Source organism: Nocardioides glacieisoli, from assembly GCF_004137245.1.
Taxonomy (GTDB): domain Bacteria; phylum Actinomycetota; class Actinomycetes; order Propionibacteriales; family Nocardioidaceae; genus Nocardioides; species Nocardioides glacieisoli.
On record NZ_SDWS01000002.1, the window covers coordinates 588,097 to 614,056 of the forward strand.

24 protein-coding genes are annotated in these 25,960 nt (G+C 70.6%); 7 read left to right on the forward strand and 17 right to left on the reverse strand.

Going from position 1 to position 25,960, the window contains the following annotated elements; translation table 11 throughout:
- Positions 1-3: 3 nt before the first annotated feature.
- The 4 genes from EUA06_RS07030 to EUA06_RS07045 all read right to left on the reverse strand — a co-directional run bounded on the left by EUA06_RS07030 (position 4) and on the right by EUA06_RS07045 (position 5,504).
- Positions 4-2,121 carry an alpha-galactosidase gene (locus EUA06_RS07030; protein WP_129474288.1) on the reverse strand — a complete coding sequence of 706 codons (2,118 nt, stop codon included), beginning with the start codon at positions 2,119-2,121 and terminating at the stop codon, positions 4-6.
- A gap of 67 nt (positions 2,122-2,188) precedes the next feature.
- The gene (locus EUA06_RS07035) at positions 2,189-3,118 is read right to left on the reverse strand and encodes a carbohydrate ABC transporter permease (RefSeq protein WP_129474289.1); all 930 of its coding nucleotides are present in this window, start codon (positions 3,116-3,118) and stop codon (positions 2,189-2,191) included.
- Positions 3,115-4,107, reverse strand: a complete 993-nt coding sequence (locus EUA06_RS07040) for a carbohydrate ABC transporter permease (RefSeq protein ID WP_129474290.1) — start codon at positions 4,105-4,107, stop codon at positions 3,115-3,117. Before EUA06_RS07040 ends, EUA06_RS07035 begins: the two co-directional genes overlap by 4 nt.
- Before the next feature lie 86 nt (positions 4,108-4,193).
- Positions 4,194-5,504, reverse strand: a complete 1,311-nt coding sequence (locus EUA06_RS07045; RefSeq protein WP_165354292.1) for an ABC transporter substrate-binding protein — start codon at positions 5,502-5,504, stop codon at positions 4,194-4,196.
- Positions 5,505-5,701: 197 nt separating this feature from the next.
- Here EUA06_RS07045 and EUA06_RS07050 point away from each other — a divergent pair, with 197 nt between their 5' ends.
- Together EUA06_RS07050 and EUA06_RS07055 are read left to right on the forward strand one after the other, a co-directional pair.
- Complete coding sequence (locus EUA06_RS07050; RefSeq protein ID WP_129474292.1) at positions 5,702-6,709, forward strand: LacI family DNA-binding transcriptional regulator; 1,008 nt, start codon at positions 5,702-5,704, stop codon at positions 6,707-6,709.
- Positions 6,710-6,816: 107 nt separating this feature from the next.
- On the forward strand, positions 6,817-7,902 hold the full coding sequence (locus EUA06_RS07055) for an ABC transporter ATP-binding protein (protein WP_129474293.1): 1,086 nt from the start codon (positions 6,817-6,819) through the stop codon (positions 7,900-7,902).
- A 62-nt stretch (positions 7,903-7,964) separates the two neighbouring features.
- On the opposite strand, the gene EUA06_RS07060 is transcribed toward EUA06_RS07055, so the two are convergent.
- Positions 7,965-9,365, reverse strand: a complete 1,401-nt coding sequence (locus tag EUA06_RS07060) for a glycoside hydrolase family 32 protein (RefSeq protein ID WP_207208238.1) — start codon at positions 9,363-9,365, stop codon at positions 7,965-7,967.
- A gap of 278 nt (positions 9,366-9,643) precedes the next feature.
- Between EUA06_RS07060 and EUA06_RS07065 the strand changes: the two genes are divergently transcribed.
- Positions 9,644-11,275: an alpha-amylase family protein gene (locus EUA06_RS07065; RefSeq protein ID WP_207208260.1), complete on the forward strand. Its 1,632-nt coding sequence runs from the start codon at positions 9,644-9,646 to the stop codon at positions 11,273-11,275.
- A 7-nt stretch (positions 11,276-11,282) separates the two neighbouring features.
- Here EUA06_RS07065 and EUA06_RS07070 read toward each other — a convergent pair whose 3' ends face one another.
- The 4 genes from EUA06_RS07070 to EUA06_RS07085 are packed head-to-tail and all read right to left on the reverse strand — an operon-like array spanning position 11,283 to position 15,661.
- Positions 11,283-12,545, reverse strand: coding sequence for an ABC transporter ATP-binding protein (locus tag EUA06_RS07070; RefSeq protein WP_129474295.1), 1,263 nt, complete (start codon positions 12,543-12,545; stop codon positions 11,283-11,285).
- A 7-nt stretch (positions 12,546-12,552) separates the two neighbouring features.
- Positions 12,553-13,395, reverse strand: a complete 843-nt coding sequence (locus EUA06_RS07075) for a carbohydrate ABC transporter permease (protein WP_129474296.1) — start codon at positions 13,393-13,395, stop codon at positions 12,553-12,555.
- Positions 13,395-14,363 carry a carbohydrate ABC transporter permease gene (locus tag EUA06_RS07080; protein WP_242498002.1) on the reverse strand — a complete coding sequence of 323 codons (969 nt, stop codon included), beginning with the start codon at positions 14,361-14,363 and terminating at the stop codon, positions 13,395-13,397. Before EUA06_RS07080 ends, EUA06_RS07075 begins: the two co-directional genes overlap by 1 nt.
- On the reverse strand, positions 14,360-15,661 hold the full coding sequence (locus EUA06_RS07085; protein ID WP_129474297.1) for an extracellular solute-binding protein: 1,302 nt from the start codon (positions 15,659-15,661) through the stop codon (positions 14,360-14,362). Before EUA06_RS07085 ends, EUA06_RS07080 begins: the two co-directional genes overlap by 4 nt.
- A 101-nt stretch (positions 15,662-15,762) precedes the next feature.
- Between EUA06_RS07085 and galK the strand changes: the two genes are divergently transcribed.
- Positions 15,763-16,854 carry a galactokinase gene (gene galK, locus EUA06_RS07090; RefSeq protein ID WP_207208239.1) on the forward strand — a complete coding sequence of 364 codons (1,092 nt, stop codon included), beginning with the start codon at positions 15,763-15,765 and terminating at the stop codon, positions 16,852-16,854.
- A gap of 94 nt (positions 16,855-16,948) precedes the next feature.
- On the opposite strand, the gene EUA06_RS07095 is transcribed toward galK, so the two are convergent.
- Positions 16,949-17,872 carry an alpha/beta fold hydrolase gene (locus tag EUA06_RS07095; protein WP_129474299.1) on the reverse strand — a complete coding sequence of 308 codons (924 nt, stop codon included), beginning with the start codon at positions 17,870-17,872 and terminating at the stop codon, positions 16,949-16,951.
- 91 nt (positions 17,873-17,963) lie between these two features.
- On the opposite strand from EUA06_RS07095, the gene EUA06_RS07100 reads away from it, so the two are divergent.
- The gene (locus tag EUA06_RS07100; protein WP_165354293.1) at positions 17,964-18,794 is read left to right on the forward strand and encodes an alpha/beta fold hydrolase; all 831 of its coding nucleotides are present in this window, start codon (positions 17,964-17,966) and stop codon (positions 18,792-18,794) included.
- On the opposite strand, the gene glpX is transcribed toward EUA06_RS07100, so the two are convergent.
- The 5 genes from glpX to EUA06_RS07125 are packed head-to-tail and all read right to left on the reverse strand — an operon-like array spanning position 18,759 to position 22,682.
- A complete protein-coding gene (glpX, locus tag EUA06_RS07105; protein ID WP_129474301.1) occupies positions 18,759-19,757 on the reverse strand; it encodes a class II fructose-bisphosphatase in 999 nt (332 codons plus the stop codon). The genes EUA06_RS07100 and glpX overlap by 36 nt on opposite strands.
- A gap of 10 nt (positions 19,758-19,767) precedes the next feature.
- On the reverse strand, positions 19,768-20,745 hold the full coding sequence (locus EUA06_RS07110; protein ID WP_129474302.1) for a sulfate/molybdate ABC transporter ATP-binding protein: 978 nt from the start codon (positions 20,743-20,745) through the stop codon (positions 19,768-19,770).
- On the reverse strand, positions 20,742-21,533 hold the full coding sequence (locus EUA06_RS07115) for an ABC transporter permease (protein WP_242498003.1): 792 nt from the start codon (positions 21,531-21,533) through the stop codon (positions 20,742-20,744). Before EUA06_RS07115 ends, EUA06_RS07110 begins: the two co-directional genes overlap by 4 nt.
- Before the next feature lie 10 nt (positions 21,534-21,543).
- The gene (gene modA, locus EUA06_RS07120; RefSeq protein ID WP_129474303.1) at positions 21,544-22,278 is read right to left on the reverse strand and encodes a molybdate ABC transporter substrate-binding protein; all 735 of its coding nucleotides are present in this window, start codon (positions 22,276-22,278) and stop codon (positions 21,544-21,546) included.
- Positions 22,275-22,682 (reverse strand): TOBE domain-containing protein, encoded by a 408-nt coding sequence (locus EUA06_RS07125; protein ID WP_129474304.1) that lies wholly within the window; start codon positions 22,680-22,682, stop codon positions 22,275-22,277. Before EUA06_RS07125 ends, modA begins: the two co-directional genes overlap by 4 nt.
- A 184-nt stretch (positions 22,683-22,866) precedes the next feature.
- Here EUA06_RS07125 and EUA06_RS07130 point away from each other — a divergent pair, with 184 nt between their 5' ends.
- Complete coding sequence (locus tag EUA06_RS07130; protein ID WP_165354294.1) at positions 22,867-23,412, forward strand: DUF4245 domain-containing protein; 546 nt, start codon at positions 22,867-22,869, stop codon at positions 23,410-23,412.
- A 40-nt stretch (positions 23,413-23,452) separates the two neighbouring features.
- Here the strand turns inward: EUA06_RS07130 and EUA06_RS07135 are convergent, their stop codons facing one another.
- A complete protein-coding gene (locus EUA06_RS07135) occupies positions 23,453-23,665 on the reverse strand; it encodes an exodeoxyribonuclease VII small subunit (protein ID WP_129474306.1) in 213 nt (70 codons plus the stop codon).
- On the reverse strand, positions 23,658-24,911 hold the full coding sequence (gene xseA, locus EUA06_RS07140; protein WP_129474307.1) for an exodeoxyribonuclease VII large subunit: 1,254 nt from the start codon (positions 24,909-24,911) through the stop codon (positions 23,658-23,660). Before xseA ends, EUA06_RS07135 begins: the two co-directional genes overlap by 8 nt.
- Before the next feature lie 47 nt (positions 24,912-24,958).
- On the opposite strand from xseA, the gene EUA06_RS07145 reads away from it, so the two are divergent.
- The gene (locus EUA06_RS07145; RefSeq protein WP_129474308.1) at positions 24,959-25,954 is read left to right on the forward strand and encodes a 4-hydroxy-3-methylbut-2-enyl diphosphate reductase; all 996 of its coding nucleotides are present in this window, start codon (positions 24,959-24,961) and stop codon (positions 25,952-25,954) included.
- Positions 25,955-25,960 lie beyond the last annotated feature (6 nt).

The following is a 25,960-nucleotide window of genomic DNA, read 5'->3' on the forward strand; positions in this document are numbered from 1 at the left end:
TCGTCACCCGACCCTCTCGATGTGCACCAGTGTGACTGTCTCCGGACGTCGGCGCGGGATCCAGTAGCCGCGCGACGCGAGCACCGCACCCGGGACCTCGACGCCCTCAGTGGGTCCGCCTTGCGGGAGCTCGACGGAGCGGCTCACCGCCTGGCGCTCGACGGGACCCACCCAGCGCAGGGCGTACGTCGCCTCGCCGGCGAGGCGGGGAACCCGCACCACCGTGCCGCGGTTGCTCGCCGACTCGTCGAGCTGGACGTGCGCCAGCAGGGCCTGGTCGCCGGCGGCCGAGACCACCCCGTGGAGCAGCACGGCCGGGTCCGAGGACTCCGGCCGGACCAGCCGGCCGGAGTGCAGCAGGGGTCGGAACTGCTTGTGCAGCGCCACCCACTCCGCCAGCGCGTCGAGCTCGTCGTCCGACGCCGTGCTGAGGTCCCACTCGACGCCGAACGCGCCGAACATCGCCGTAGCGGCGCGGAAGTCGAGCGGCAGGGTGCGGCCGGTCTGGTGCGCGACGGGCGAGCTGACGTGGGCGCCGAGGTACTCCGGCGCGACGAGCTGGGCGGTCCACCGCTGGATGTGCTGGCGGGCCAGGGCGTCGGTCATGTCGGACGTCCACACCCGCTGGGTCCGCTCGAGCACGCCGAGGTCGATCCGGCCGCCGCCGGAGGCGCAGGACTCCCAGTCGATGTCGGGGTGCAGGTCGCGGAGCGAGTCGAGCATCCGGTAGAAGGCGTGGGTCTGTTCGTGCACGGCGGCCGCCCCACCGCGTACGGCCGAGCCGGCGTCGAGCAGCTCGCGGTTGTGGTCCCACTTCACGTAGTCGACGGGCGCCGAGGACAGCACCTGGTGGACGTGGTCGTGGACGTGCTGCCACACCTCGGGGCGTGACAGGTCGAGGACCAGCTGGCTGCGGTGCAGCTGCGGCACGCGCGCACCGGTCGCGAGGATCCAGTCGGGGTGGGCGCGGTAGAGCTCGGAGTCGGGGTTCACCATCTCCGGCTCGAACCACAGCCCGAACTGCATGCCGAGGGAGCGCACGTGCTCCGCGATCGGCGTCAGTCCCTCCGGCCACACGTCGTGGTCGACCCACCAGTCGCCGAGCCCGGCGGTGTCGTCGCGCCGGCCGTGGAACCAGCCGTCGTCCAGCACGAACCGCTCGATGCCCACCCGGGCCGCGCGATCGGCGATCTCCCGCAGGCGGGGGAGGTCGTGGTCGAACCAGACGGCCTCCCAGACGTTGAGCACCACCGGCTGGTGCACCGGGTGCCCCGGCCACGAGCGCTCGTAGGTGTGGAAGGCCGCCGCCAGGCCGTCGAGTCCCTCCTCGGACGCGCCGAGGACCACCCAGGGGCTGGTGTAGGCGTCGCCCTGCTCGAGCACCACCTCGCCCGGCTGCAGGAGCTCGCCGCCGCCGATGGTCGCGCCGAGGTCGGGGGAGCGCTCGACGCGGTAGGAGCAGTTGCCGCTCCAGGCCACGTGCACACCGAGGACCGTGCCCGTGCGGGTGTCGAAGCCGGCCGTCCCGATGACGGCGAGCGTCGCCCCGCCCAGACCGGGGCGTCCCTCGCGACCCTCGCGCACCCAGAGGCCGTCGGTGGCGAGGTGTCGCTGCGGGGTGCGCTCGCCCTCGTGCCGGCCGGTGAAGTCCAGCACCTCGACGAGGTCGTCGGCCGCCGGGAGGACGACGTCGAGCGCGGCGAGGTGGTAGCTCCCCTCGCCGGTGCTGGTGATCGTGTGCCGGGCGCGCAGCAGCCCGCCGGGGAGCGCCTCGAGCTCGGCGACCAGCTCGAGGCCGGCCGCGGCGTCGCTCGCCCGCACGACGAGCCGCTCGTCGGAGGCGTCGGTGTCGGACACGACGAAGCGGGTCGACCACGCCGCGTCCGACCCGGGCGCGCCGTCGCGGTGTCCGATGAGGTGTGGCCGGGTGAAGAGCTCGTGGGCGTGCTCGCCGAGCAGCGGCACGCCGGGACCGCGGAACGTCGACGGGTAGCCGCCCGGAGCGGCCGTCACGGACGTCGCGACGCCCGCCCACAGGATCCGCGGGAGGAGGTCGCCCCTCGTGTCGAGCTCGAGGGTCAGCTGGGGCGAGCCGTCGAGGCTGCGGGCAGGGAAGAGCATGTCCACCTTCCGAGTCAGTTCATGCGTACGCCGCCCGGCGTCGGGCGCCGGGCAGCGTACGTCGTCGTCAGCCCTTGACGGCGCCGGCGGTCAGACCGCGGACGAAGAACCGTTGCAGCGACAGGAACACGATGATCGGCACGATCATCGAGAACATGCCGGATGCGGTGACGAGCTCCTGGTTCTGCCCCTGCTGTCCGAGCAGCTGCGAGATGGAGACCGTCATCGGCGCGTTCTCTCCGGGACCGAGGAACACCAGGGCCACGAGCAGGTCGTTCCAGACCCAGAGGAACTGGAAGATCGCGAACGACGCCAGCACCGGCACGGACATCGGGAGCACCAGCCGGAAGAACGTCTGGAAGTGGCTGGCGCCGTCGATCTTGGCGGACTCGATGATGGTGACGGGCAGGGTCGCCATGTAGTTGCGGATCATGAAGATCGCCAGCGACATGCCGAAGCCCACGTGGAAGAGCCACACCGCCGGGAACGTGCCGCCCATCCCGAGGTCGCGGTAGATCCTGAGCATCGGGACGAAGGAGACGAAGTTCGGCACGACCAGCATCCCCACGATGATCACGAACAGGACGTCGCGACCCGGGAACTTCATGAAGGTGAAGGCGTACGCCGCGAAGGCGGCGACCAGGATCGGGATGAACGTCGCCGGCAGGGCGATGGCCAGGCTGTTGATGAAGCCCTCGCCGAGGTTGGTGTCCTGGATCGCCCGCTGGTAGTTCTCGAAGGTCATGTCGCCGAAGCCGGACGGCTTCAGGAAGAGCTCCCACCACCCGCCTGACGCCGCATCATCGCGAGACCGGAACGAGGTGAGCAGGATGCCCAGCGTGGGGAGCACCCACATCAGGACGACCAGCCCGAGGGCGAGGTAGGTGAACCAGCCGGCGTTGCCGCCGGCCCCGCCCTCCTTGCTGTCGGGGCGCTTGGGTGCTGCCGTGGTCTCGGGTGCCGCCTCGGCGACCGGCGGGGTGGCTGAGGTCGTCATCGTCCTGCCTCCTCGGCCCGGAAGGTGCGGACCTGGTAGATCATGATCGGGATCACCGCGAGCATGAGCATGACCGCGATGGCGGCCGCCGCGCCCTGGTTGTTGTTGTTGAAGAACTGCAGGTAGAACTCGTTGCCGACGATGTTGGTGTTGAAGTTTCCGTTGGTCATCACGAAGACGATGTCGAAGACCTTCATCACGCCGATCAGCACGGTGATGAAGACCGTGATGATCGAGCCCTTGATCTGCGGCAGCACGACGCGGAGGTAGACCTGTCGCTCGCCGGCGCCGTCGATGCGGGCGGCCTCGAGGGTCTCGGTCGGCACGCCCTTCACGGCTGCCGACAGCAGCACCATCGCGAAGCCGACGTTCATCCAGAGCAGCATCACCATCAGCAGGAAGCTGTTGAAGTGGAGCGTGTTCTCCTGCAGCCAGGCGATCGGGTCGCCGCCCAAGGCGTCGACGATCCCGTTGAGGAGGCCGACCTGCGGCCGACCCGGCGGGCGGTAGTCGTACACCAGTCCCCAGACGGTGGCCGCGCCGACCATCGAGATGGCCATCGGCATGAAGATGAGCGTCTTGACCGCGTTCTCACCGCGGGTGGCGAGCCGGTCGGCGAGCAGCGCCACCAGCAGGCCGAGCACGACGACCGTGACGGGGACGAAGAGGATCCACAGGAACGTGTTGAGCAGGGTCTGCCGGAACGCGTCGCTGGACAGGAGCGTCGTGTAGTTGTCGATGCCCGTCCAGGTCTCGGCCGGGAAGCCGACCTTCGTCTTGAAGCTGTAGATGAACGTCTGCACGGCGGGGTAGATCACGAAGATCGCGATCGCCGCGTAGGCCGGCAGGATGTAGAACCAGGGCTTGAGCCGTTCCTCGTACTTCTCCGGCAGCAGCTCGGAGATCTTGTTGAGCACCCAGTAGAGGATGAGCGCGGCGCCGATGCCGGCCAGGACGGTGATGAGGGCCGTCAGTGTCTTCTCGAGCATGCGGGGACAACCTTCCTGCAGGAAGCCGGGGAGCCTGCGGGGCTCGCGTCACGCGAGCCCCGCAGGCGGGGGGTCGTGCGGGTCGATCAGCTCGACGGCCAGCTGTCGTCGATGTTCTGCAGGGCGGTGTCGATGTCCGTGTCACCGTTGAGCCACGCGGTCATCTCCTTCCAGAACGATCCGGCGCCCACCTCGGCGGGCATCGAGTCCGAACCGTCGAAGAGGAACGCGGTGGAGTCGTAGGCGACGTTCGCGATCGTCCTCGTCGTCTCGCTCGGGTAGAGCGAGGCGTCGAAGTCCTTGAACGGCGAGATGAACGACGACACCGGTGCGGCGTCCTTGCCGATGTCGGCCGTGGCCAACAGGTTCATCGCGGTCTTGGCGTCCTCGGACTCGCTCATCAGGACGGCCAGGTCACCGCCACCGAGCACGGGGTTCTCACCGCCGGCCTCGGCGGGCGGGAAGCCCATGACGCCGAGCTCCTCGTCGAGGTTGGCGAAGACGTCCTCGGGGAGGAAGTCCGGACCGACGAAGAAGGAGCCCTGCTTGAGCAGCCAGCAGCCCGGCTCGCCCTCGTCGAACATCGGCCGTGCGGCCTCGGTGAACGGGGTCGCGGTGATGGCCTGCTGGCCACCCAGCACGTTGCCCTCGGTCAGCGCGACGTTCTCGAAGTACGCCGCCGCCTCCTTGACCACCGGGTCGGTGAACGGCAGGTCGTGGGAGACCCAGTCGTTGTAGGCGTCGGCCCCGCCGTAGCGCATGACGAGGTCCTCCATCCAGTCGGTGGCGACCCAGCCGGTGGCGTCACCGGACTCCATGGTCAGGCACCAGGGCGTGCCACCGTCGGACTTGATCTGGTCGGCGAGCTCGGTCAGCTCGTCGAGGCTCTCGGGCTGCGGGTAGCCGGCCTCCTCGAAGGCCTTCTTCGGGTAGAAGATCAGCGACTTGACGTTCATCGACGTCAGCAGGCCGTAGAGCTGGTCGTCGACCATGCCCGCGTCGAGCGCGCCGGCGACCATCGAGCTCTCGAGCGCGTCGGTGTCGAGCACGTCGTCGAGGGGGAAGGCCGCGCCGAGCTCCACGACCGAGGCCACGACGCCGGGCTGCGGGAGGAGGGCGATGTCGGGGGTGTCGCCGGCCTGGATCTTGGTCTTGATGAGCTTGTCGATGCCGTCGACGCGCTCGATGTTGACCTCGATGCCGGCTTCCTCGGCGGCGATCTGCATCTGCTTGTCGATGCCGTCGACGACGGACTGGTCGAGGCTCATCCAGATGGTGACGGGGCCGCCGTCATCTCCGGAGCCGCCGTCGTCGCCGCCACAGGCGGCAGCGGTCAGGGCAAGGGCGCCGGCGACCGCCGTGGCCGCCATCTTTCGCCGGGTTCGACGCTGGAGCATGGGGGAAATCCCTTTCGTTGGCGCACCGAGCGGAGGGCCGGCCGGTACTGGTGACGGGACTCGGCGATGTGATAGACACCACATGCTGAATCGTGTCAGCAGAATGCTGTCTCCTCGAAGAGGTGTCAAGGCCCAGTTCGGTAACACGGGGAGTCCACAGGTGAACCCCCCACATTTCTCCAGCCCACGGAGGTGAGATGACGCGTCGTCGAAGCGCCACGCTGCGCGACGTCGCGACGAGTGCGGGCGTCTCCCGCACCACCGCGTCGTACATCCTCAACGGCCGGGCCGACGAGATGCGGATCTCCTCGAGCACCGTCGCCAAGGTCCAGGCGGCCGTCGCTGACCTCGGCTACCGCCCCAACCGCAGTGCCCGCAGCCTCCGCACCCAGCGCACGGCGACCGTGGGACTGATCTCCGACCAGATCGCCGGCGAGCAGTACGGCAGCAGCATGCTGACCGGTGCCAGCCTCGCGGCGCGCGAGCTGGACCACCTCGTGGTGATGGGCGAGAGCGGCGGCGACCCCGACCTCGAGCGACTGCTGATCGAGGAGATGCTCGAGCGCGATGTCGACGGAGTGGTCTATGCCACCCGGACCGCGCGCGCGGTCCGGCTGCCCCTCGGCCTGAGGGGCGTGCGCTCGGTGCTGCTCAACTGCGAGGCCCCGGCGGAGCGGCTCGCGTCGGTCGTGCCGGACGACGAGGGCGGGGGGCGGGCTGCCGCCGCGGTCCTGCTCGCCGCCGGTGTCCAGGACGTCGTGGTGGTCGGGCAGGACCCGACCCTCGAGGCGACGGCCGGGCCGCGACGGATGGCCGGCATCCGGGCCGAGCTTGCCACCCGGGGGATCGAGGTCGCCCACCATGTCGCGTGCGACTGGTCGGTGCCCGAGGGTTTCGAGGCCACCCGTCGCTGGCTTGCGGGCGGTGGTCGCGCGGCCGGCCTCATCTGCATGAACGACCGGCTCGCCATGGGCGCCTACCAGGCACTCGCCGAGGCCGGGCTGAGCGTGCCCGAGGACGTGAGCGTGGTCTCGTTCGACGGGTCGTCGCTGGCCGACTGGCTGCGCCCGGCCGTCACCTCCGTGGAGCTGCCGTTCGCCGAGCTCGGCGCCCTCGCCGTACGTCGTCTACTCGACCCTGACGACCGCGGCGGGGTCGTGTCGGTTCCCATGGCCGTGCGGCACGGCGGGTCCGTGCGCAGGTGAGACGAACGGCGGCGGACATTGCCACTCCCATGGGCCCGCCCTAGTGTGAGGCGCGTCACTTCACTACGGATCGTCCGGCACGTACCTGCCGGTGAAGGAGAAAAGTCATGGCAACAGTCACGTTCGAGAAGGCCCAGCGGTGGTATCCCGGGGCCGACGAACCAGCAGTACCGGGCATCAGCCTCGACATCAAGGATGGCGAGTTCATGGTGCTCGTCGGCCCGTCCGGGTGCGGCAAGTCCACCACCCTGCGCATGCTCGCGGGGCTGGAGGAGGTCAACGACGGCAAGATCTTCATCGGGGACCGTGACGTCACCAACGTCCCGCCCAAGGACCGCGACATCGCGATGGTGTTCCAGAACTACGCGCTCTACCCGCACATGTCCGTCGAGGAGAACATGGCGTTCTCGCTGAAGATGGCCAAGGTGCCGAAGGCCGAGCAGAAGGAGCGGGTGGCCAAGGCCGCCGAGATCCTCCAGCTCACCGAGTATCTCCAGCGCAAGCCGAAGGCCCTCTCCGGAGGCCAGCGCCAGCGCGTCGCCATGGGCCGCGCGATCGTCCGCAACCCACAGGTGTTCTGCATGGACGAGCCGCTGTCGAACCTCGACGCCAAGATGCGCGTGGCGACCCGCACGGACATCGCCAAGCTCCAGCAGGACCTCGGCGTCACCACCGTCTACGTCACCCACGACCAGGTCGAGGCGATGACGATGGGCGACCGCGTCGCAGTCATGAAGCTGGGAATCCTCCAGCAGGTCGACACCCCGCTCAAGCTCTACGACAAGCCCGCCAACCTCTTCGTCGCGGGCTTCATCGGCTCACCGCAGATGAACCTGCTCGAGGGCGTGGCGGCCGAGGACGGGACGGTCAAGGTGGGCGGCTACGCCGTTCCGGTCGACCCCACTGCCGAGAAGAAGATGTCCGGCAAGGTCACCGTCGGCGTCCGCCCGGAGAACTGGCGCCTGGTCAACGCCGAGGACGGCGGCCTGCCCGTGACGGTCACGGTCGTCGAGGAGCTCGGCGCCGACAGCTTCGTCTACGGCACCTGCGACGTGGAGGGCACTCCCTCCAACGTGATCGTCCGCATCGCCGGCCGGCACCACCCGACCAAGGGCGAGACGCTCTACGTCACGACCGACCCGCAGCACGTGCACGCGTTCGACACGGAGACGGGCGAGCGCCTCTCCGACTGACCCGTCCGACCCGCACGCGCGAAGGCCCCCGGAGCACCACGCTCCGGGGGCCTTCGCGCGTCTCAGCCGTGCACCTCGAGACGTCGGACGACCGCGGTGCCGCCCTCGGCGAAGACCTCGATGCCCGTGCTGTCGGGACCGGGGAAGACCAGGTCGGTGAGGACCACCTCGCCGTCGCCGACGAAGACCTCCACCGACGACTGGTCGACCACCACCTCCAGGCGGACCGGCCCGTCGCCGGGCGGCAGCGGTGCGGTGTGCACGGCCGCGAAGCCCGGATGGAAGTCGGTGGTCCCCGACCGCGTCCGGTCCAGCACCACCGCGCCGGCGACAGCGTCGACCCAGACGGTCGTCCGCTCGTCCGGACCGACGCGCACGTGCAGCCCGAACCGCTGGGCCGTCCCGGTCTCGACCTCGGCCGTGACCCGGAAGGACGTCGCGGCGACGGGAAGCGTCGTGGTGCCGTCGAGCTCCAGGTCGGTCACCGCGTGCACGACCTCCCCGTCGCGGACCACCGGTCGCTGGACCAGCACGAGGCGGCCGTCGCGGCGCCGCAGCGACAGCCGGCGTGCGAGCGTCATCGAACCCCGGAAGTCGGTGGCCGGTACGTCGTTGGCGTACTGCCAGTTGCTCATCCAGCCCTGCACGACCGGCTCCGGGCCGGGTGCGTCGGAGTAGGACACCGCGGCGTAGAAGTCGGCGCCGTGGTCCAGCCACTCTGCGTCCTGCTTCTGGCGGAACCGGGCGCCGTCCAGCTCTCCGACGAAGTACTGCATGCCCGACCCGCCCGCGGGTGCGCCGCTGAGCACGCTGACGAGCAGCACCACGGCCGTCGTGTCCGTCCCCTCGATCGGCACCCGGACGAGGTCGGGGCACTCCCAGACGCCCTCGACAGAGCCCGCCGGGCCGAAGCTCGACGCGTGCTCCCAGTGCACGAGGTCGGGGGACCGGTAGACCTCGACGGTGCGCTCGTCGGCGAGCACCAGCACCATCAGCCAGCCGTCGCCGTGGCGGAGCACCTTCGGGTCGCGGAAGGCGGTCGAGCCGATGTCGAGCACCGGGTTGCCGGCGTACGCCGTCCAGGTGCGACCGCGGTCGGTGCTCCAGGCGAGCGACTGGGCCTGGCCCAGCCCGACCGGGTCGAAGCTGGTGTAGAGCGCGACGAGCGCACCGGCCTCCTCGGTGCCGAGGTTCGAGGTGTTCGCGGCGTCGTGGACGACGCTGCCCGACCACATGTGCTCGGCCTCCGTCGCGGGCAGGGCGACCGGGAGCTCGGTCCAGTCGAGCAGGTCGCGGCTCACCGCGTGCCCCCAGGACATCGGCCCGTGCACGAGCGCGTCCGGCCAGTGCTGGAAGAACAGGTGCCACTCGCCGTCGTGGTGCATCAGGCCGTTGGGGTCGTTGAGCCAGCCGCGACCCGGTGTGAAGTGGTCGCGCGGGCGGCTCGGCCGATCAGTGCTCACGACGCGCCAGCGTAGGGCGCTGGGCCCGTGACGGGCAGGGTCCGGGCCGACATACTGCTCGCGTGACCCCGACGGATCCCGGATTCGAGAGCAGGCTCGAGCAGTGGGGGCCCGACCTCGTCCGCACGCTCGAGCGGGTCTACGGCGCCGCCGCAGCACCTGAGGTCGCGGACCGGCTGGTCGCGATCGCCCGGGCCGCGCACGCCGCCAGGCCCGACGACCTGTGCGCGCTCGACGAGCGGCGGCTGGCCGAGCCCGACTGGTTCCAGCGACCCGGCATGCTCGGCTACGCGGCGTACGCCGACCGCTTCGCCGACACCCTGCGTGGCGTCGAGGAGCGGGTGCCCTACCTGCGCGACCTCGGCGTCGGCTACCTCCACCTCATGCCCCTCCTGACCCCGCGACCGGCGCCCAACGACGGCGGCTACGCGGTCGCCGACTACCGCTCCGTGCGTGCCGACCTCGGGGACATCGACGACCTGCGCGACCTCGCGACGACGCTGCGCGGCGAGGGCATCAGCCTGTGCCTCGACCTCGTGCTCAACCACGTCGCTCGCGAGCACGAGTGGGCGGTGGCGGCGCGTGCGGGGGACGCGGAGAAGCGCGACTACTTCCACACCTTCGCCGACCGCGAGGGGCCGGATGCCTACGAGGCGACGCTCCCCGAGGTCTTCCCCGACTTCGCGCCCGGCAACTTCACCTGGGACGACGAGCTCGCGGGCTGGGTCTGGACGACCTTCAACGACTACCAGTGGGACGTCAACTGGTCGAACCCCTCGGTGCTGTGCGAGTACGCCGACATCATCCTCACCCTGGCGAACCTCGGGGTCGAGGTCTTCCGGCTCGACGCGATCGCGTTCATCTGGAAGCGGCTCGGCACGGCGTGCCAGAACGAGCCCGAGGTGCACGAGCTGACCCGCGCACTGCGAACGGTCGCCCGGATCGCGGCGCCGTCGGTGCTCTTCAAGGCCGAGGCGATCGTGGGTCCGGCCGACCTGCCGGCCTACCTCGGCGTCGGCGAGCACGCCGGCAAGGTGAGCGACCTCGCCTACCACAACGGGCTGATGGTGCAGATCTGGTCGATGCTCGCCTCGGGCGACGTCCGGCTGGCCTCGCACGCGCTCCAGCAGGTGCCGCAGCCCCCAGCCACCACCGCGTGGACGACGTACGTCCGCTGCCACGACGACATCGGGTGGGCGATCGCCGACGAGGACGCCCACGCCGTCGGCATCGATCCGTGGGCCCACCGCCGGTTCCTCTCCGACTGGTACTCCGGCTCCTACCCCGGCTCGTGGGCGCGCGGGCTGGTCTTCCAGCAGAACGAGCAGACCGGCGACCGTCGGATCTCCGGCTCGCTGGCGTCGCTCGCGGGCCTCGAGGCGGGAGATCCCCAGTCGGTCGCACGGATCCTGCTGGCGCACGCAGTGATCCTGTCCTTCGGCGGGCTACCCGTGATCTGGATGGGCGACGAGCTCGGTCTCCTCAACGACCCCGCCTGGGCCGATGACCCGGCCCACGCGGGCGACAACCGCTGGGTGCACCGGCCCCGGATGCCGTGGACCGTCGTCGACGAGGGTCAGGACCCCCGCGGCATCACGTCGGGCTTGCGGCACCTGCTGGACGTACGCCGCTCGCTGCCGCACCTGCATGCCGCCTCGCCCACCGAGGTGTGGGACCCGCGCGACCCCGGCGTGCTGCTCGTCGTGCGACGCCACCCGTCGGGGCCGCTGCTCGCTGCCCACAACGTGACGGGGGAACAGGCGTGGGTCGACGCCGACGTCCTGCACTGGCTCGGTCTGCACACCGACGGGCTCCGGGACGCGATCAGCGGGACCGCCCCCTCGCTGCACGAGGGTGCGATCCCGCTGGAGCCCTACGCCGCCGTGTGGCTCCACGACGGCGGCGTGTAGCCGTCTATCAGGTGGTGGCCGCGTGGGGGTCGACCGCGTCCTGCTCCTTGCCGACCTCCTCGGCCTTGGCGAGTGCCTCGGCCGCTCCGGGGACGATCCCGGCGTTGTCGGCGTCCATCGTGAGGTTCTCGCCGGTCGAGGGGTCGAAGAGGTGGATCTTGCGCGCGTCGACCCAGATCGTCGCGTCGTCGCCCTCCTTGATCCGGCTGGCGCCGTCGAGCGAGATCACCAGCTGGGTGCGCATCGACTCGCCGTCGAGGTCCTTCTCCAGCTGGGTGAGCTGCTCGCGCACCTCGGGCGGGGCCTCGAACGGGATGTAGGCGTAGGCCTCGTTGCCGAGCCACTCCACGACGTCGACCGTCGCGTTGAAGGTGGCCTCGTCGGAGACCTTGTCGGCGTCCATCACGCTCGCGTCCTCGAAGTGGTCGGGACGGATGCCGGCGATGAGCAGTCCCTTGCCCTGGGCCTTCGCGGCCTTGTCCTCGGGGATCGTCAGCGTGCCGAAGGGGAGCTCGACCTTGTTGCCGTCGACCTTCGCGGGCAGGAAGTTCATCGGCGGGGAGCCGATGAAGCCGGCGACGAAGAGGTTGGCAGGGTTCTCGTAGAGCTCGCGCGGCGTGGCGTGCTGCTGCAGCACACCGCGCTTGAGCACGGCCACCCGGTCGCCCAGCGTCATCGCCTCGGTCTGGTCGTGCGTGACGTAGACCGTGGTGATGCCGAGGCGCTTCTGCAGCCGCGAGATCTCCGTGCGCATCTGGCCGCGGAGCTTGGCGTCGAGGTTGGAGAGCGGCTCGTCGAAGAGGAACGCCTCGGCGTCGCGCACGATCGCACGACCCATCGCGACGCGCTGGCGCTGGCCGCCGGACAGGTTGCCGGGCTTGCGCTCGAGGTGCTCGTCGAGCTCCAGCGTCTTCGACGCCTCGCGCACCTTCTCGTCGACCTCGGAGTCCGGCTTGTTGGCCAGGCGCAGTGGGAACGCGATGTTCTCGTAGACGGTCAGGTGGGGGTAGAGCGCGTAGTTCTGGAACACCATCGACAGGTTGCGGTCGCGTGGCGCGAGGTCGTTGACCTTCTTGCCGCCGATCATCATGTCGCCGTCGGTGATGTCCTCGAGCCCCACGATCATGCGCAGGAGCGTCGACTTCCCACACCCGGACGGGCCGACGAGGATGAGGAACTCGCCGTCCTCCACGTCGATGCTCACGTCGTTGACGGCCGGGAACCCGTCGCCGTACTTCTTGACGATGTTCTTCATCTCGATGGCAGCCATGAGCTGATCACCCCTTCACTGCGCCGGAGGTGAGGCCGGCGACGATCTTGCGCTGGAACAGCAGGACGATGACGATCACCGGCAACGTGACGATGACCGACGCCGTCGCGAGCTGCGCGTACGGCGGGTTGAACGGGTCGGGTCCGACGAAGAACGACATCTGCGCCGGCACCGTCCGCGAGGACGTCGTGGAGGTCAACGAGATCGCGAGCACGAACTCGTTCCACGCGAAGAAGAAGGTCAGGATCGCCGCCGTGAACACGCCGGGTGCGGCGAGCGGGACGATGACCTTGCGGAATGCCTGCCACGACGTGGCGCCGTCGACCTGGGCGGCCTGCTCCATCTCCCACGGGATCTCCCGGAAGAAGGCGGACAGGGTCCAGATCGCCAGCGGCAGCGTGAACGACATGTAGGGGATGATCAGGCCGGGCCAGGTGTTGAAGAGCCCGAACGTGGTCCACATGTCGAAGAGCGGTCCGACGAGCGCGACCACGGGGAACATCGCGATCGCGAGGGCGAGGGAGAGCACGAGCCGCTTGCCCTTGAACTCCAGCCGGGCGATGGCGTACGCCGCCAGGGTGGCGAAGATGACCGACAGCAGCGTCGCGATCAGCGCGATGCCGAACGAGTTGATCAGCGCCCGGGTGAAGTCGGGGTTGTCGATGATCGCCTTGTAGTTGTCGAAGGTCGGCTCCTTGGGCAGGAACTGTGCGCTGCCCGCAGCTGTCTCGCCCTCGGACTTGAACGACAGCGAGATGATCCACGCCACCGGGAACAGGCACCAGAGCATGATCAGGGCGAACCCGATCCAGGTGCCGACAGCGGTCTTGCCGCTCGTGTTGCCTGCCATCAGCCTTCACCCCTCGCCTGGGCCAGGTCGACCCGGAACAGCTTCACGATCAGCCATGCCAGGAGCAGCACGGACAGGAACAGCAGCACGGACATCGCTGAGCCGAGGCCCAGCTGCATCTGCTCGATGACCTGGCGGTAGGTGAGGAACGAGATCGACTGCGTTCCCTCAGCTCCCTTGGTCATCACGAAGATGTTGTCGAAGATGCGGTAGGCGTCGAGCGCGCGGAAGAGCACCGCGACCATGATGGCCGCCCGCATGTTCGGGAGGATCACCTTCGTCAGCCGCTGGGTCCACGTGGCGCCGTCGACCTTGGCGGCCTCGAGCATGTCCTCGCTGACCTGGGCCAGGCCGGCGAGCAGCAGCAGCGCCATGAACGGCGTGGTCTTCCAGATCTCCGAGACCATGATCGCGAACATCGCGTGCCAGTAGTCGCCGAACCAGTTGGTGTCCTCGGCGATCCACGGCAGCCAGTTGAACCACGCGTTGACGAAGCCGTTGTTGAGCGAGAACGCGAACTGCCAGGCGAAGGCCGAGACGACCGTGATGATGCCGTAGGGGATCAGGATCGACGTCCGCATCAGTCCGCGGGCGAAGACGATGCGGTGCATCACCATCGCGAACGCGAAGCCGATGACGAGCTCGACGGCGACGGTGACGACCATGATCAGCACCGTGGTGCCGGTGCTCAACCAGAACTGGTCGTCGCTCAGGATCGTCAAGTAGTTGTCGACGCCGACGAACGCCCGGTCGTCGGGTGCGGTGAGCCGGTAGCGGAAGAGCGACAGGTAGAGCGCCTGGAGCATCGGGTAGGCGGTGACGAGCAGCATCAGCACGACAGCCGGCGCGACGAGCTTGAGCCCCAGCTTGTTCTCGGCGGAGCTGCGGTCGCTGGCCGGCTTCTTCGCCGACTTGCCCGACTTGCCCGACTTGGTCACGTCCTTCTCGGGGGCCACGGTCGCGGTCACAGCAGGTCACCGCCCTTCAGGACGTCCTCGATGAACGTGGTGGACCGCCCGGGTGTGTCGTCGTTGACCGACCGCGGCGGGTGCCAGATGTTCTGGATCGATCCCGACACGTCGCTCCAGTAGGGAGTCACGGTGCGCGGGGCAGCTGCGTCGACGCTGGTCTGGAAGAGCTCCAGGAGGTCGGCGGGGTACTGCTCCTTCAGCTTCGGGTAGTCGTATCCCTGCGTGCTGGCCGGCATGTTGCCGGTCAGGTCGGCGTTGATGCCCTGGCTCTCCGGGCTGACCAGGCACTGCGCCGCCTCGAGCGCGAGCTCCTGCTCGTCGGAGTAGGCGCTGACGCCGATCCCGATGCCGCCGTAGGGCGGGCGGGACTCCTCGCCCTCGACCGTCTGCGGGTAGCGGGTGTAGCCGATGTCCTCGGCGACGTCGGGCGCGGTCTCGTCGTAGTTCTTGAAGATGTAGGTCCAGTTGACCAGGAAGGAGCCCTGGTCGGACCCGAAGGTCGAACCCGCGGTGCCTTCGTTGGAGACGCTCAGGTCCGCGGGTGCGGCCTCGGAGGTGGCGAGCTTCTCGATGATGCCCGCGGCCTGCTTGCCGGCCTCGTCGCCGAGGGTGATGTCGGCGTCGACACCCTCTTCGGGGTTCTCCAGGATCGTGCCGCCGGCACCCTCGACGAGGGCGTTGATCCACACGACGTAGCCCTCGTACTTGTTGGCCTGCACGGCCACCTTGCCGTCGTTCTCGCTGGCGGCGTCGATGATCTGGTCCCACGTCACCGGCTGCGACATGTCGATGCCGGCCTTGTCGACGAAGGACTTGCGGTACCAGAGGACCTGGGTGTTGGACCAGAACGGGAAGACGACCAGCTGGTCGTTCCACGTGGCCGCGTCCAGGGCGCCCTTGAACGTGCCCTGCTCCTCGAGCTGCGTCTTGGCGTCCTGCGGCACCTCGGCGAGGAAGCCCGCGTCGGCGAACTCTGCCGTGAACGGCGGGTCGATCGACATGAGGTCGATCGAGGGGTCCTTGGCCGCGAGCCGACGGGCGAGCTGGATGCGCTGCTGGCCGGCGTCCTGCGGCAGGACCTGGGTCGAGATCGTGTAGTCGTCGGTCGAGCACTTTTCGGCGACGGCGTCCTGCCCACCGCTGTCGGGGTTGATGTACCAGACGAGCTCCGGCTTGCCACCGTCCCCACCGCACGCAGCCAGGAGGCTGCTGGCGAGCGCCAGTGCGGCCACAGATCCTGCCGCGCGTCGGGACCTGGGGCGCAGCCGGGACCCGGTCGATGATCGGGTTTCCATGCGCTCTCCTCCTGTGTGACGTGGACCACTGGTCTAGCGGGTGCCGCTAGGGTTTGGCAACCGCGTCTCACCCCCATGAACATCGAACGGACGGCCTTGTTGTGACGAGCTGGTTCGCGCCCGGACGCATCAACCTGATCGGCGAGCACACTGACTACAACGACGGTTTCGTGCTGCCCTTCGCGCTCGCGGTGGGGTGCACGGCGACGGTGTCGCAAGCGGCGCAGGACTGGTCGGTCCGGTCCGCGCAGGAGCCCGAGCCCGTCGTCGTACGCCGCTCGGGGCTGGCCGGGGCCGACGCCGTGCCGGAGTGGACGCGCTACGTGCTGGGCGCGCTCTGGCTGCTCACCGACCGGGGGATCGACGTGCCGCCGCTCGAGGTCACGGTGGACTCCGACGTGCCGACGGGAGCCGGGCTCTCGTCGTCGGCCGCCCTGGTCTGCTCCGTGGTGCGCGCGGTGGGCGACCACCTCGGGCTCGACCTCGACGACGACGCTGTCTTCGCGCTGACCCGGGACGTCGAGAACGACGCCGTCGGTGCGCCGACCGGAGGCATGGACCAGCTCGTGAGCCTGCGCGGCGAGGCCGGTCACGTGCTGCTGTGCGACATGCGGAGCCACGACACGCGCCCCGTCCCGCTCGACCTCGCCGGACACGGGCTGTCCGTCCTCGTCGCCGACACCAGGGCGCCGCACAAGCACTCCGACGGCGAGTACGGCGCTCGCCGGCGGGGCTGCGAGGAGGCCGCCCGGATCCTGGGTGTCCCCGCGCTGCGCGACGTGTCGGGCGAGGGCCTCGCCGACGCGCTCGGCCGGCTCGACGACGACGAGCTGCGTCGCTACGTCCGCCACGTGGTGACCGAGGACGAGCGCGTCCTCGCCGTCGCCCGCCTGCTGGACGAGGGCCGGCTGCCCGACATCGGCCAGGCCCTGACCGCCTCGCACCGCTCGATGCGCGACGACTTCCGGATCACCGTGCCCGAGGTCGACACGGCGGTCGACGCGCTGCTGTCGGCCGGCGCGCTCGGCGCGCGGATGACCGGCGGCGGGTTCGGCGGCTGCGTGATCGGGCTGCTGCCCGAGGGCGACGTCGAGGCGGCGGGCGACGCCGTACGCCGTGCCTTCGCCGACGCGGGCTTCGGCGAGCCGTCGCTCTTCACCGCCTCCGCCGAGGCCGGCGCCCGGCGGGTGTGACCTTCTTCCAGTGATCCCCGGTCAGCCGGGGGTCACTGAACATGTCGGCCCGTGCAAGGCCTGACAAGTTCAGCGAGAGCCGGTCAGCCGGGGATCACGAAGCCCGGTCGGCCGTCCGCACGATCGCCTCGACGAGCGTCTCGAAGAGCGCGGGGGGCAGGTCGTGGCCCATCCCGTCGATCAGCACGAGCTCGGCGCCGGGGATCGCGGCCGCGGTGGACCGGCCGCCGCTGACGTGCACCATCTTGTCGGCCATCCCGTGCACGACGAGCGCCGGGACGCGGAGGCTGCGCAGCCGTTGGGTGCGGTCGGGCTGCTGGAGGATCGCCATCATCTGGCGCATCACGCCGCTGGCGCTGTAGCCGCGGTCGAAGGTCTCGCCGGCACGGACGGTGAGCCGGTCACGGTCGGCGGGGTAGCCGGGGGAGCCGATGACGTCCCATAGGGCGACGCTGGTGGTGACGTAGGACTCGCGGCCCGGCTTGCGCGGAGCGATGAGCGCCGGGATCAGGCGCGGGTCCTGCCATCCCACGGAGCGCTTCCCGGTCGTCGACATGATGCTCGTCAGCGACCGCACCCGCTTCGGGTGCTCGACCGCGACGGTCTGCGCGATCATTCCGCCCATCGAGATGCCGGCGACGTGCGCCGACTCGAGGCCGAGGTGGTCCATCAGCGCGACGGCATCGCCGGCGAGGTCGCCCATGCTGTAGGGCGCCTTGACCTTGCCGCCGCCGAAGGCCCGGACGAGGTGGTTGCGCTTGACCCGCGCGCGGATCCGCGTGGAGCGGCCGGTGTCGCGGTTGTCGTAGCGCACGACGTAGAAACCCGCGTCCGCGAGCATCACGCAGAGCTCGGTGTCCCACCACGTCATCGGTCCACCGAGGCCCATCACGAGCAGCAGCGGCTCGTCCGCGGGGTCGCCGAAGGTCTGGTAGCACAGCTCGACCTCGTTGCCGACGGGCGCGACGAGCTCGTCGGAGCCGACGGGCGCCTCGGTGGTGTCTCGACGAGTGGGCATGGCTCCAGTGAACACGACAAGGGCCTCCGGGAAAACGGAATGTGGGGGATGTCCCCCATTCCACAAGGGGTCTGGGCTAGGTTCGATGACTGTGACCCAGCGCACAATGGCGGCATTCCTGACGCCGGAGGGCTTTTCGCAGCCCTCCGCGGCGGCCGTGCTGCGCGAGGGATCGGTCCTCACCGAGGCCGGTCGGTACGCCGTGCAGGCCTTCACCGCGCGCGGTGCGCGACGTCGTACGCCCTATGGCTCGCGCCCCGTCCGGACGAGCGAGCCGGTGCTGCTCGTGCCGGGCTTCATGGCCGGCGACTCCTCGCTGGGCCCGATGAGCAGGTCGCTGCGCCACCAGGGCTTCCGCACCTATCGCGCTGACATCCGCGCCAACATCGGGTGCACGCTCACCGCGGCGACGCAGCTCGAGGAGCGGCTGGAGGAGATCACCCAGCGCCGCGGCTCGCGCGTGCGGATCGTCGGGCACAGCCTCGGCGGGATGCTCGCCCGCGGCGTCGCGGCCCGTCGCCCCGACCTGGTCGCCGGCATCGTCACGATGGGCAGCCCGATGCTCGCACCCGGGGCCCACCACATGTCGCTGGCCCGCAGCGTCGACCTGCTGGTGCGGCTCAACCGCGCCGGCGTGCGCAACGTGATGGCCGAGGACTGCGTCGCCGGGCACTGTGCCCAGGAGAGCTTCGCCCAGGCCCGCGCCGAGCTGCCGGCCGACGTCGACTTCACCGCGATCTACTCCCGGCGCGACGGCATCGTCGACTGGCGGGCCTGCATCGACCCGGTCGCCCGGGCCGTCGAGGTGCGCTCGTCCCACGTGGGCATGGCGTTCGACCCCGCCGTCATCGCTGTCGTGTCGGCGGCGCTGCGCCCAGTGGTCGCGTCAGTTGTCGAAGTCGATCGTGGAGAGATTGCGTAGCTTCGAGAGCTGGTGCTCGGCGGTGATCGAGCGGACCGTGCCGCTGCGCGAGCGCATCACCAGCGAGTGCGTCACGACGTGGTCGCCCCGGTAGCGCACGCCCCGCATCAGCTCGCCGTCGGTGATCCCGGTGGCCACGAAGAACGCGTCGTCGCCGGTCACGAGGTCGTCGGTGCCCAGCACGAAGTCGCGGTCGAGGTTGTGGCCGGCGTCGAGCGCGCGCTGCCGCTCGTCGTCGTCCTGCGGCCACAGCTGGCCCTGGATCTTGCCGCCGATGCACTTCATCGCACAGGCCGTGATGATGCCCTCGGGGGTGCCGCCGACGCCGAGCATCAGGTCGACACCGGTGTCGGGCCGGGCCGCCATGATCGCGCCGGCGACGTCACCGTCGGTGATGTACTTGATGCGCGCCCCGGTCTCGCGGATCTCCTCCACGAGCCTCGCGTGGCGCGGGCGGTCGAGCAGGACGACCGTGACGTCGTGGATCGAGAGGCCCTTGGCCTTGGCGACGCGGGCGATGTTCTCCTTCACCGGCAGCCGGATGTCGACGTGGTCGGCGGCCTCCGGCCCGGTGGCAAGCTTGTCCATGTAGAAGACGGCGCTGGGGTCGTACATCGAGCCGCGTGGCGACACGGCGAGCACCGAGACCGCGTTGCTCATGCCCTTGGCGGTGAGGGTGGTGCCGTCGATCGGGTCCACGGCGACGTCGCACTCCGGCCCCGTGCCGTCGCCGACCTCCTCGCCGTTGAAGAGCATCGGCGCGTTGTCCTTCTCGCCCTCGCCGATCACCACCGTGCCGCGCATCTCGACGGTGGCGATCATGTAGCGCATCGCCTCGACCGCGACGCCGTCCGCGTCGTTCTTGTCGCCGCGACCGACCCACCGGCCGGCAGCCATGGCCGCGGCCTCGGTGACGCGTACGAGCTCGAGGGCGAGGTTGCGTTCGGGCTGCGGGGCGCTCATGGCGCACAGGTTAACGGCCCGCTTCCCGCGCCCCGTACCGGCTGACGGCCGTCGCCTTGGCCGACAGCCAGACCTCCTGGCCGGGCACCAGCTCGAGCTCGGTGGCGGCCGCCGGTGTCACGTCGGCGAGCAGGTCGGGGGAGGCGTGCACCAGGAGTCGTACGGCGTCGCCGTGCGGCGCGAGGGTCGCGATCGGGCCGCGCCAGCGCAGCCGTGACGAACCCTCGGGCTCGGCCAGCGACACCGTCACCGCGTCGGGGGTGAACGAGATCAGGTCGTCACCGTCGGGCACGAGGTTGAGCCCGACGAGCCGGGCGACGTGCGGTGTGCGCGGCTCGGCGGCGACCTCGGCCGGCGGGCCGACCTGCGCCACCCGGCCGCCGTCGAGGACCAGCACCCGGTCGGCGAGGGTGAGCGCGTCGATCGCGTCGTGGGTGACGAGCAGCGCGATGCCCGGGAAGTCGCGCAGGTGCCGGCCGAGCTCGATGCGCAGCGCCATCTGCACGGAGACGTCGAGACCGGTGAAGGGCTCGTCGAGCAGGAGGACGTCGGGGTCGGTGGCCAGGGCACGGGCGATGGCGACGCGCTGGGCCTGGCCGCCGGACAGCTCGCGCGGCTTGCGGTCGGCGAGCTCGGCGATGCCGAAGCGCTCCAGCCAGTCACGGGCGACGGCCTCCGCCCGGCGACGGTCCTCCCCCCGCGAGCGACGGCCGAACGCGACGTTGTCGAGCGCGGTGAGGTGGGGGAAGAGCAGCTGGCCCTGGAAGACCAGCCCCACCCGACGCTCGCGGACGGGCGTGGCGAGCAGCTCGGTGCCGCCGAGCCGCGCCGAACCGCGTACGTCGACGAGCCCCGCGATCGCGTGGAGCAGGCTGCTCTTGCCGGCGCCGTTGGGACCGATGACCGCCAGCACCTCGCCGGGCTCGGCGGTGAAGGCTGCCCGCACCCGGTCGGCCACCTCGAGGTCGGCCACGAGCTGGGCGGTCACGGCGTGCCCAGCCAGTGGTCGCGCAGCGCGATGAGCACGCCGATGGAGACGACCAGCATCACCAGGCTCAGCGAGAGCGCGGCGTCCTGGTCGGCCTGCCGGGTGACGTAGATCAGCGTCGGCATCGTCTGGGTGGTGCCGGGGTAGTTGCCGTTGAAGGTGATCGTCGCGCCGAACTCGCCGAGGGAGCGTGCCCAGCCCAGCACGGTCCCGGCGACGACGCCGGGCAGCGCGAGCGGCACGGTGACCCGTCGGAACGTCGTCCAGCGGGTGGCGCCGAGCGTGGCGGCGGCGTCGTCGTACCTCGGATCCGCGGACCGCAGGGCGCCCTCGATGGCGATCACCACGAAGGGCATCGAGACGAACACGTGCGCCAGCACCACGCCGTACGTCGTGAAGGGGAACGCGAACCCCGTCCAGTCGAGCAGCGGCTCGCCGAGCAGGCCGGTGCGGCCGAAGGCGCTGCGCAGGGCGATGCCGGCGACCACCGGCGGGAGCACGAGCGGCACCGTGACCAGCGCGCGCAGGGCGCCGCGTCCGCGGAAGTCGACCCGGGCGAGCAGCCACGCCAGCGGCAGGCCGAGCAGCAGGCAGAACACGATCGCGACGGTCGAGGTGACGAGCGAGAGCCGGAGCGCATCGAGCGCGACCTCCGACGTGAGGTGGCCGGGGAGGTCGGCCCAGCTCGTGCTGGCGACCATCGCCACCAGCGGGACGAGGAGGAGCAGTGCGGCCAGGGCCGCCGGCACCATCAGGAGTGCGGGCGGCCTGCCGAGCCGGTCCCTCACGGCCAGCTCCTCATGGGCTGCCGAAGCCGGCGTCCGCGAGGATCGTCCGACCCTCGTCCGACGTCACCCACTCGACCCAGTCTGCGGCCAGGTCGGGGTTCTCCGACTGGTCCAGCGTCGTGGCGTAGTAGGACGTGAGGGCGTCGTTGGCCCCCGGGATCTCGACCGCCTCGACGTCGTCGCCCACGGCCACGGCGTCGCTCGCGTAGACCAGGCCGGCGTCGGCCTCACCCGAGACGACCTTGTCCAGGGTGGCGCGGACGTCCTCCTCGAGGCTCGCGGGCTCCGCGGTGATGCCGGTGGCGTCGAGGACGGCCAGCGCGACCTTGCCGCAGGGCACCTCGTCGGCGCAGCGCACCCACGTCGACCCCTCGAGGTCGTCGAGGGACTCGATGCCGGCGGGGTTGTCGGCCGGGACGACGATCGTCAGGACGTTGGTGGCGAAGGTCTCGACCTCCCCGGTGACGCCCGCGTTCTCCGCCAGGCCCATCGAGGTCTCGTCGGCCGTGGCCAGGACGTCGCCCGGCGCGCCGTCGGCCACCTGTTCCGCGAGGTCGGTGCTTGATCCGAAGGAGAACGTCACGTCGACGTCGTGCTCCTCCTCGAAGCCGGTCGCCAGCTCCTCGAACACGTCTGTCAGCGACGCGGCGGCGAGCACCGTGAGCCGGTCTGTCGCGCCCCCGTCGTCACCCGCGCAGGCGGCCAGCGGCAGGGCGAGGACGAGGGCGGCCAGGTGGCGCCTCACTTCGGGACCTCCACGACGACGTTGGTGGACTTGACGCTCGCGATGGCGCGTACGCCCGGCTCGAGGCCGAGCTCGTCCGCCGCGTCGCTGCTCATCAGCGACACGACCCGGTAGGGGCCGCAGATCATCTCGACCTGGGCCATCACGTGGTCGCGCTTGACCCGCGTGACGATCCCGCTCATCCGGTTGCGCGCGCTGACCGTCCTGGCGCGGGTGCGGTCTCGCTCCGCGACCTCGCCCGACTCGACCAGGTGCTCGGCGAACTCCGCGAGGTCGGCCCCCGAGACGGTCGCGCGGCCCTCGGTGCGCTGGGACGGGAGGCGCCCGGTGTCGACCCAGCGGCGTACGGTGTCGTCGCTGACCGCCAGGATCTCCGCTGCTTCCGCGAGTCGGTACGTGATCACGGGGAAAGTATGCCGCACGTGCGGGTGTTTGCGCCTGTGGTCGCCGTTCCTGCGGAACACGCAGCCGTCGGCCAGTCCCGCTGTAACGCCGGGTTAGTGCTTGTACCCACCAGGTTCCTCGGGGGTGGGTACAGCAACTAACCCGGCGTTACAGGGGCTGGGGGTGACTGGGAGGATGGGTCACGTGAGTGGGCAGGGAGGGCAGCCGAGCAGGTACAACCGCTCCTTCGGCGGCATGACCGGCGCCCTGATCGTCACCGTGCTCTTCGTGGTGGCCTTCGTGGCGTGGCGGGGACTGTTCCGCACCGACACCGACGACACCCCGGTCCCGGTCGACTGGCAGGAGAGCGTCGAGCTCGCCGACCAGGCGGGACTGCAGGTCGTCCGCCCCCGCGAGCTCCCGGCCGGGTGGGTCGCGACCAGCGTCGACCTGCGGGCCGGCGACGATCCGCGCTGGGGCCTCGGGGTGCTCACCGACGAGGGCGACTTCGTCGGCATCCGCCAGCAGGACGCGTCGGTCGACGCGCTCGTCGAGCAGTACGTCGATGAGAAGGCCGAGGCCGGCGACGACGCGAGCGTCGACTCCGAGATCACCGACACCTGGCAGACCTGGTCGGACTCGGGCGGCGACCACGGGTGGTCGACCGAGGTGGGGGACGAGGCGGTGCTCGTCTACGGCTCGGCTCCCATCGCCGACATCGAGGCCTACCTCGGGCTGCTCACGCGCTGACCGGTCTCGTGACGGGACTTCGTCCCTCCTCGACCAGCGGTCAGTCGGCGTCGGGGCCGATGGCCTCGTCGAGCCGCTTGCGCGCTCCGTCGAGCCATTCCTGGCAGACCTTCGCCAGCGCCTCGCCGCGCTCCCACAGCGCGAGCGACTCCTCGAGGGTCGTGCCGCCGGCCTCGAGGGTGCGCACCACCTCGATGAGCTCCTCGCGGGCCTCTTCGTAGCTGAGCTGCTGGGGGGTGGCTGCGTCAGGCATGGGGGTCCTCTCCGACCAGGGATGCTTTTTCGATGCGGTCCGTCGTGGCGTGGATCCGGCCGTCGGCGACCCGCACGGACACCACGGCACCGACCGCCGCCTCCGCGACGGAGGTGACGACGTGCCCGTGGGCGTCCTGCAGGACGGCGTACCCACGTTGCAGCGTCGCGAGCGGCGACAGCGCCTGGGCGCGGGCGCGCTGGTGGCCGATGTCGTCGGCGGCGCGGTCGAGGCGGTGCGAGAGCGTACGACGGGCACGCGCCAGCAGCTCGTCGAGCTCATCGGTCCGCGCGGTGAGCAGGTTGCGCGGGTCGGCCATCGCCGGTCGGGAGCGCACCTGCCCGAGCCACTCCTGCTCGCGGGCGATGCGTTGCCGGATCACCTGGCGCAGGCGGTCACGCGCCCACGTCACGCCGTGGGCCTCCTCGGCCATGTCGGGCACGACGAGCTTCGCGGCGTCGGTCGGTGTCGAGGCGCGGACGTCGGCGACGAGGTCGAGCAGGGGCTGGTCGGGCTCGTGGCCGATGGCGGAGACGACGGGAGTGCGCATGCCGTGCACGGCGCGGATCAGGGCCTCGTCGGAGAAGGGCAGCAGGTCCTCGATCGAGCCGCCGCCGCGGGCGACGACGATGACGTCCACGTCGGGGTTGCGCTCGAGCCTGTCGAGCGCCTCCATCACCTCGGCGGCCGAGCGGGTGCCCTGCATGGCGGCGTAGGCCACCTCGAACTGCACCGCTGGCCAGCGGCGCCGGGCGTTCTCCAGCACGTCGCGCTCCGCGGCGCTGTTGGGCGCGGTCACCAGGCCGACGCGACCGGGCAGGAAGGGCAGGTCGCGCTTGAGCTCGGGCGCGAAGAGGCCCTCGGCGGCCAGCAGCTGGCGCCGGCGCTCCATCCGGGCGAGCAGCTCGCCGAGGCCGACCATCCGGATCTCGCGGGCGGCGAGCGAGAACGAGCCGCGGTTGGGGTAGAAGCTCGGCCGCGCGTGGACCACGACGCTCGCGCCCTCGACGAGGGGTGGATTCATCGAGTCGAAGAGTGATCGCTGGCAGGTGAGCGTGACCGAGATGTCGGCCACGGTGTCGCGCAGCGTCATGAAGACCGTGTTGACGCCCGGACGCCGGTTGACCTGCGCGATCTGGCCCTCGACCCACACGCTGCCGAGCTTGTCGATCCACTGCGTGACCGCGTTGGCGACCGCGCGCACGGGCGCCGGTTGCTCGAGCGTCGCGTCGCGGAGGGAGGGCACGCGGCGAGGATAGGGGAGGGCACGGACACGCCCGTAGACTTGTGCCCATGACAGACCTCGGCCTGCCCCCGGTCCTCGACCCCGAGAGCGCCAAGAACGTGCTGCTCGCCGCCCCCCGCGGCTACTGCGCCGGCGTGGACCGTGCCGTCATCACCGTCGAGAAGGCGCTCGACCTCTACGGTGCGCCGGTCTACGTCCGCAAGCAGATCGTGCACAACAAGCACGTCGTGGCGAACCTCGAGTCGCGCGGCGCGATCTTCGTCGAGGAGCTCGACGAGGTCCCCGAGGGCCGCACCGTCGTCTTCTCCGCCCATGGCGTCTCCCCGGCGGTGCACGAGCAGGCCGCCGAGCGCGGGCTCAAGACCATCGACGCCACCTGCCCGCTCGTCACCAAGGTCCACCACGAGGCGCGCCGCTTCGCGAGCGACGACTACGACATCCTGCTCATCGGGCACGAGGGGCACGAGGAGGTCGAGGGCACCGCGGGCGAGGCGCCCGACCACATCCAGCTGGTGCAGAGCCCGGCCGACGTGGCCGGGATCGTCGTACGCGATCCCGCGAAGGTCGCCTGGCTGTCGCAGACCACGCTGAGCGTCGACGAGACGCTGGAGACGGTCGCCGCGATCCGCGAGAAGTTCCCGCTGCTGCTCGACCCGCCGAGCGACGACATCTGCTACGCCACGCAGAACCGCCAGCTCGCGGTCAAGGAGATCTCGCCGTCCGCGGACCTGGTGATCGTGGTGGGCTCGCGCAACTCCTCCAACTCGGTCCGCCTGGTCGAGGTGGCCCTCGAGGCCGGCGCCAAGGCGTCGTACCTCGTGGACGACCACACCGAGATCGACGAGGCCTGGCTCGACGGCGTCGAGACCGTGTCGGTGACCTCCGGCGCGTCGGTGCCGGAGGACCTCGTCGACGGCGTGCTCGCCTTCCTCTCCGAGCGTGGCTACCCCGACGCGAAGGCCGTGCACTCGGCCGAGGAGTCGCTGATCTTCGCCCTTCCGCCCGAGCTGCGCCGCGACCTCCGCGCCGCCCAGCAGGGCTGAGGGGCC

What these genes read in the sequence shown, in the direction of transcription:
- EUA06_RS07145 (WP_129474308.1), top strand. Translation starts at nt 24,959, where the DNA reads ATGACAGACCTCGGCCTGCCCCCGGTCCTCGACCCCGAGAGCGCCAAG.
- EUA06_RS07085 (WP_129474297.1), bottom strand. Translation starts at nt 15,661, where the DNA reads ATGGAAACCCGATCATCGACCGGGTCCCGGCTGCGCCCCAGGTCCCGA.
- EUA06_RS07135 (WP_129474306.1), bottom strand. Translation starts at nt 23,665, where the DNA reads ATGCCTGACGCAGCCACCCCCCAGCAGCTCAGCTACGAAGAGGCCCGC.
- EUA06_RS07030 (WP_129474288.1), bottom strand. Translation starts at nt 2,121, where the DNA reads ATGCTCTTCCCTGCCCGCAGCCTCGACGGCTCGCCCCAGCTGACCCTC.
- EUA06_RS07035 (WP_129474289.1), bottom strand. Translation starts at nt 3,118, where the DNA reads ATGACGACCTCAGCCACCCCGCCGGTCGCCGAGGCGGCACCCGAGACC.
- EUA06_RS07045 (WP_165354292.1), bottom strand. Translation starts at nt 5,504, where the DNA reads ATGCTCCAGCGTCGAACCCGGCGAAAGATGGCGGCCACGGCGGTCGCC.
- EUA06_RS07095 (WP_129474299.1), bottom strand. Translation starts at nt 17,872, where the DNA reads ATGCCCACTCGTCGAGACACCACCGAGGCGCCCGTCGGCTCCGACGAG.
- EUA06_RS07050 (WP_129474292.1), top strand. Translation starts at nt 5,702, where the DNA reads ATGACGCGTCGTCGAAGCGCCACGCTGCGCGACGTCGCGACGAGTGCG.
- glpX (WP_129474301.1), bottom strand. Translation starts at nt 19,757, where the DNA reads ATGAGCGCCCCGCAGCCCGAACGCAACCTCGCCCTCGAGCTCGTACGC.
- EUA06_RS07055 (WP_129474293.1), top strand. Translation starts at nt 6,817, where the DNA reads ATGGCAACAGTCACGTTCGAGAAGGCCCAGCGGTGGTATCCCGGGGCC.
- EUA06_RS07075 (WP_129474296.1), bottom strand. Translation starts at nt 13,395, where the DNA reads ATGGCAGGCAACACGAGCGGCAAGACCGCTGTCGGCACCTGGATCGGG.
- EUA06_RS07065 (WP_207208260.1), top strand. Translation starts at nt 9,644, where the DNA reads ATGCTCGGCTACGCGGCGTACGCCGACCGCTTCGCCGACACCCTGCGT.
- EUA06_RS07070 (WP_129474295.1), bottom strand. Translation starts at nt 12,545, where the DNA reads ATGGCTGCCATCGAGATGAAGAACATCGTCAAGAAGTACGGCGACGGG.
- EUA06_RS07040 (WP_129474290.1), bottom strand. Translation starts at nt 4,107, where the DNA reads ATGCTCGAGAAGACACTGACGGCCCTCATCACCGTCCTGGCCGGCATC.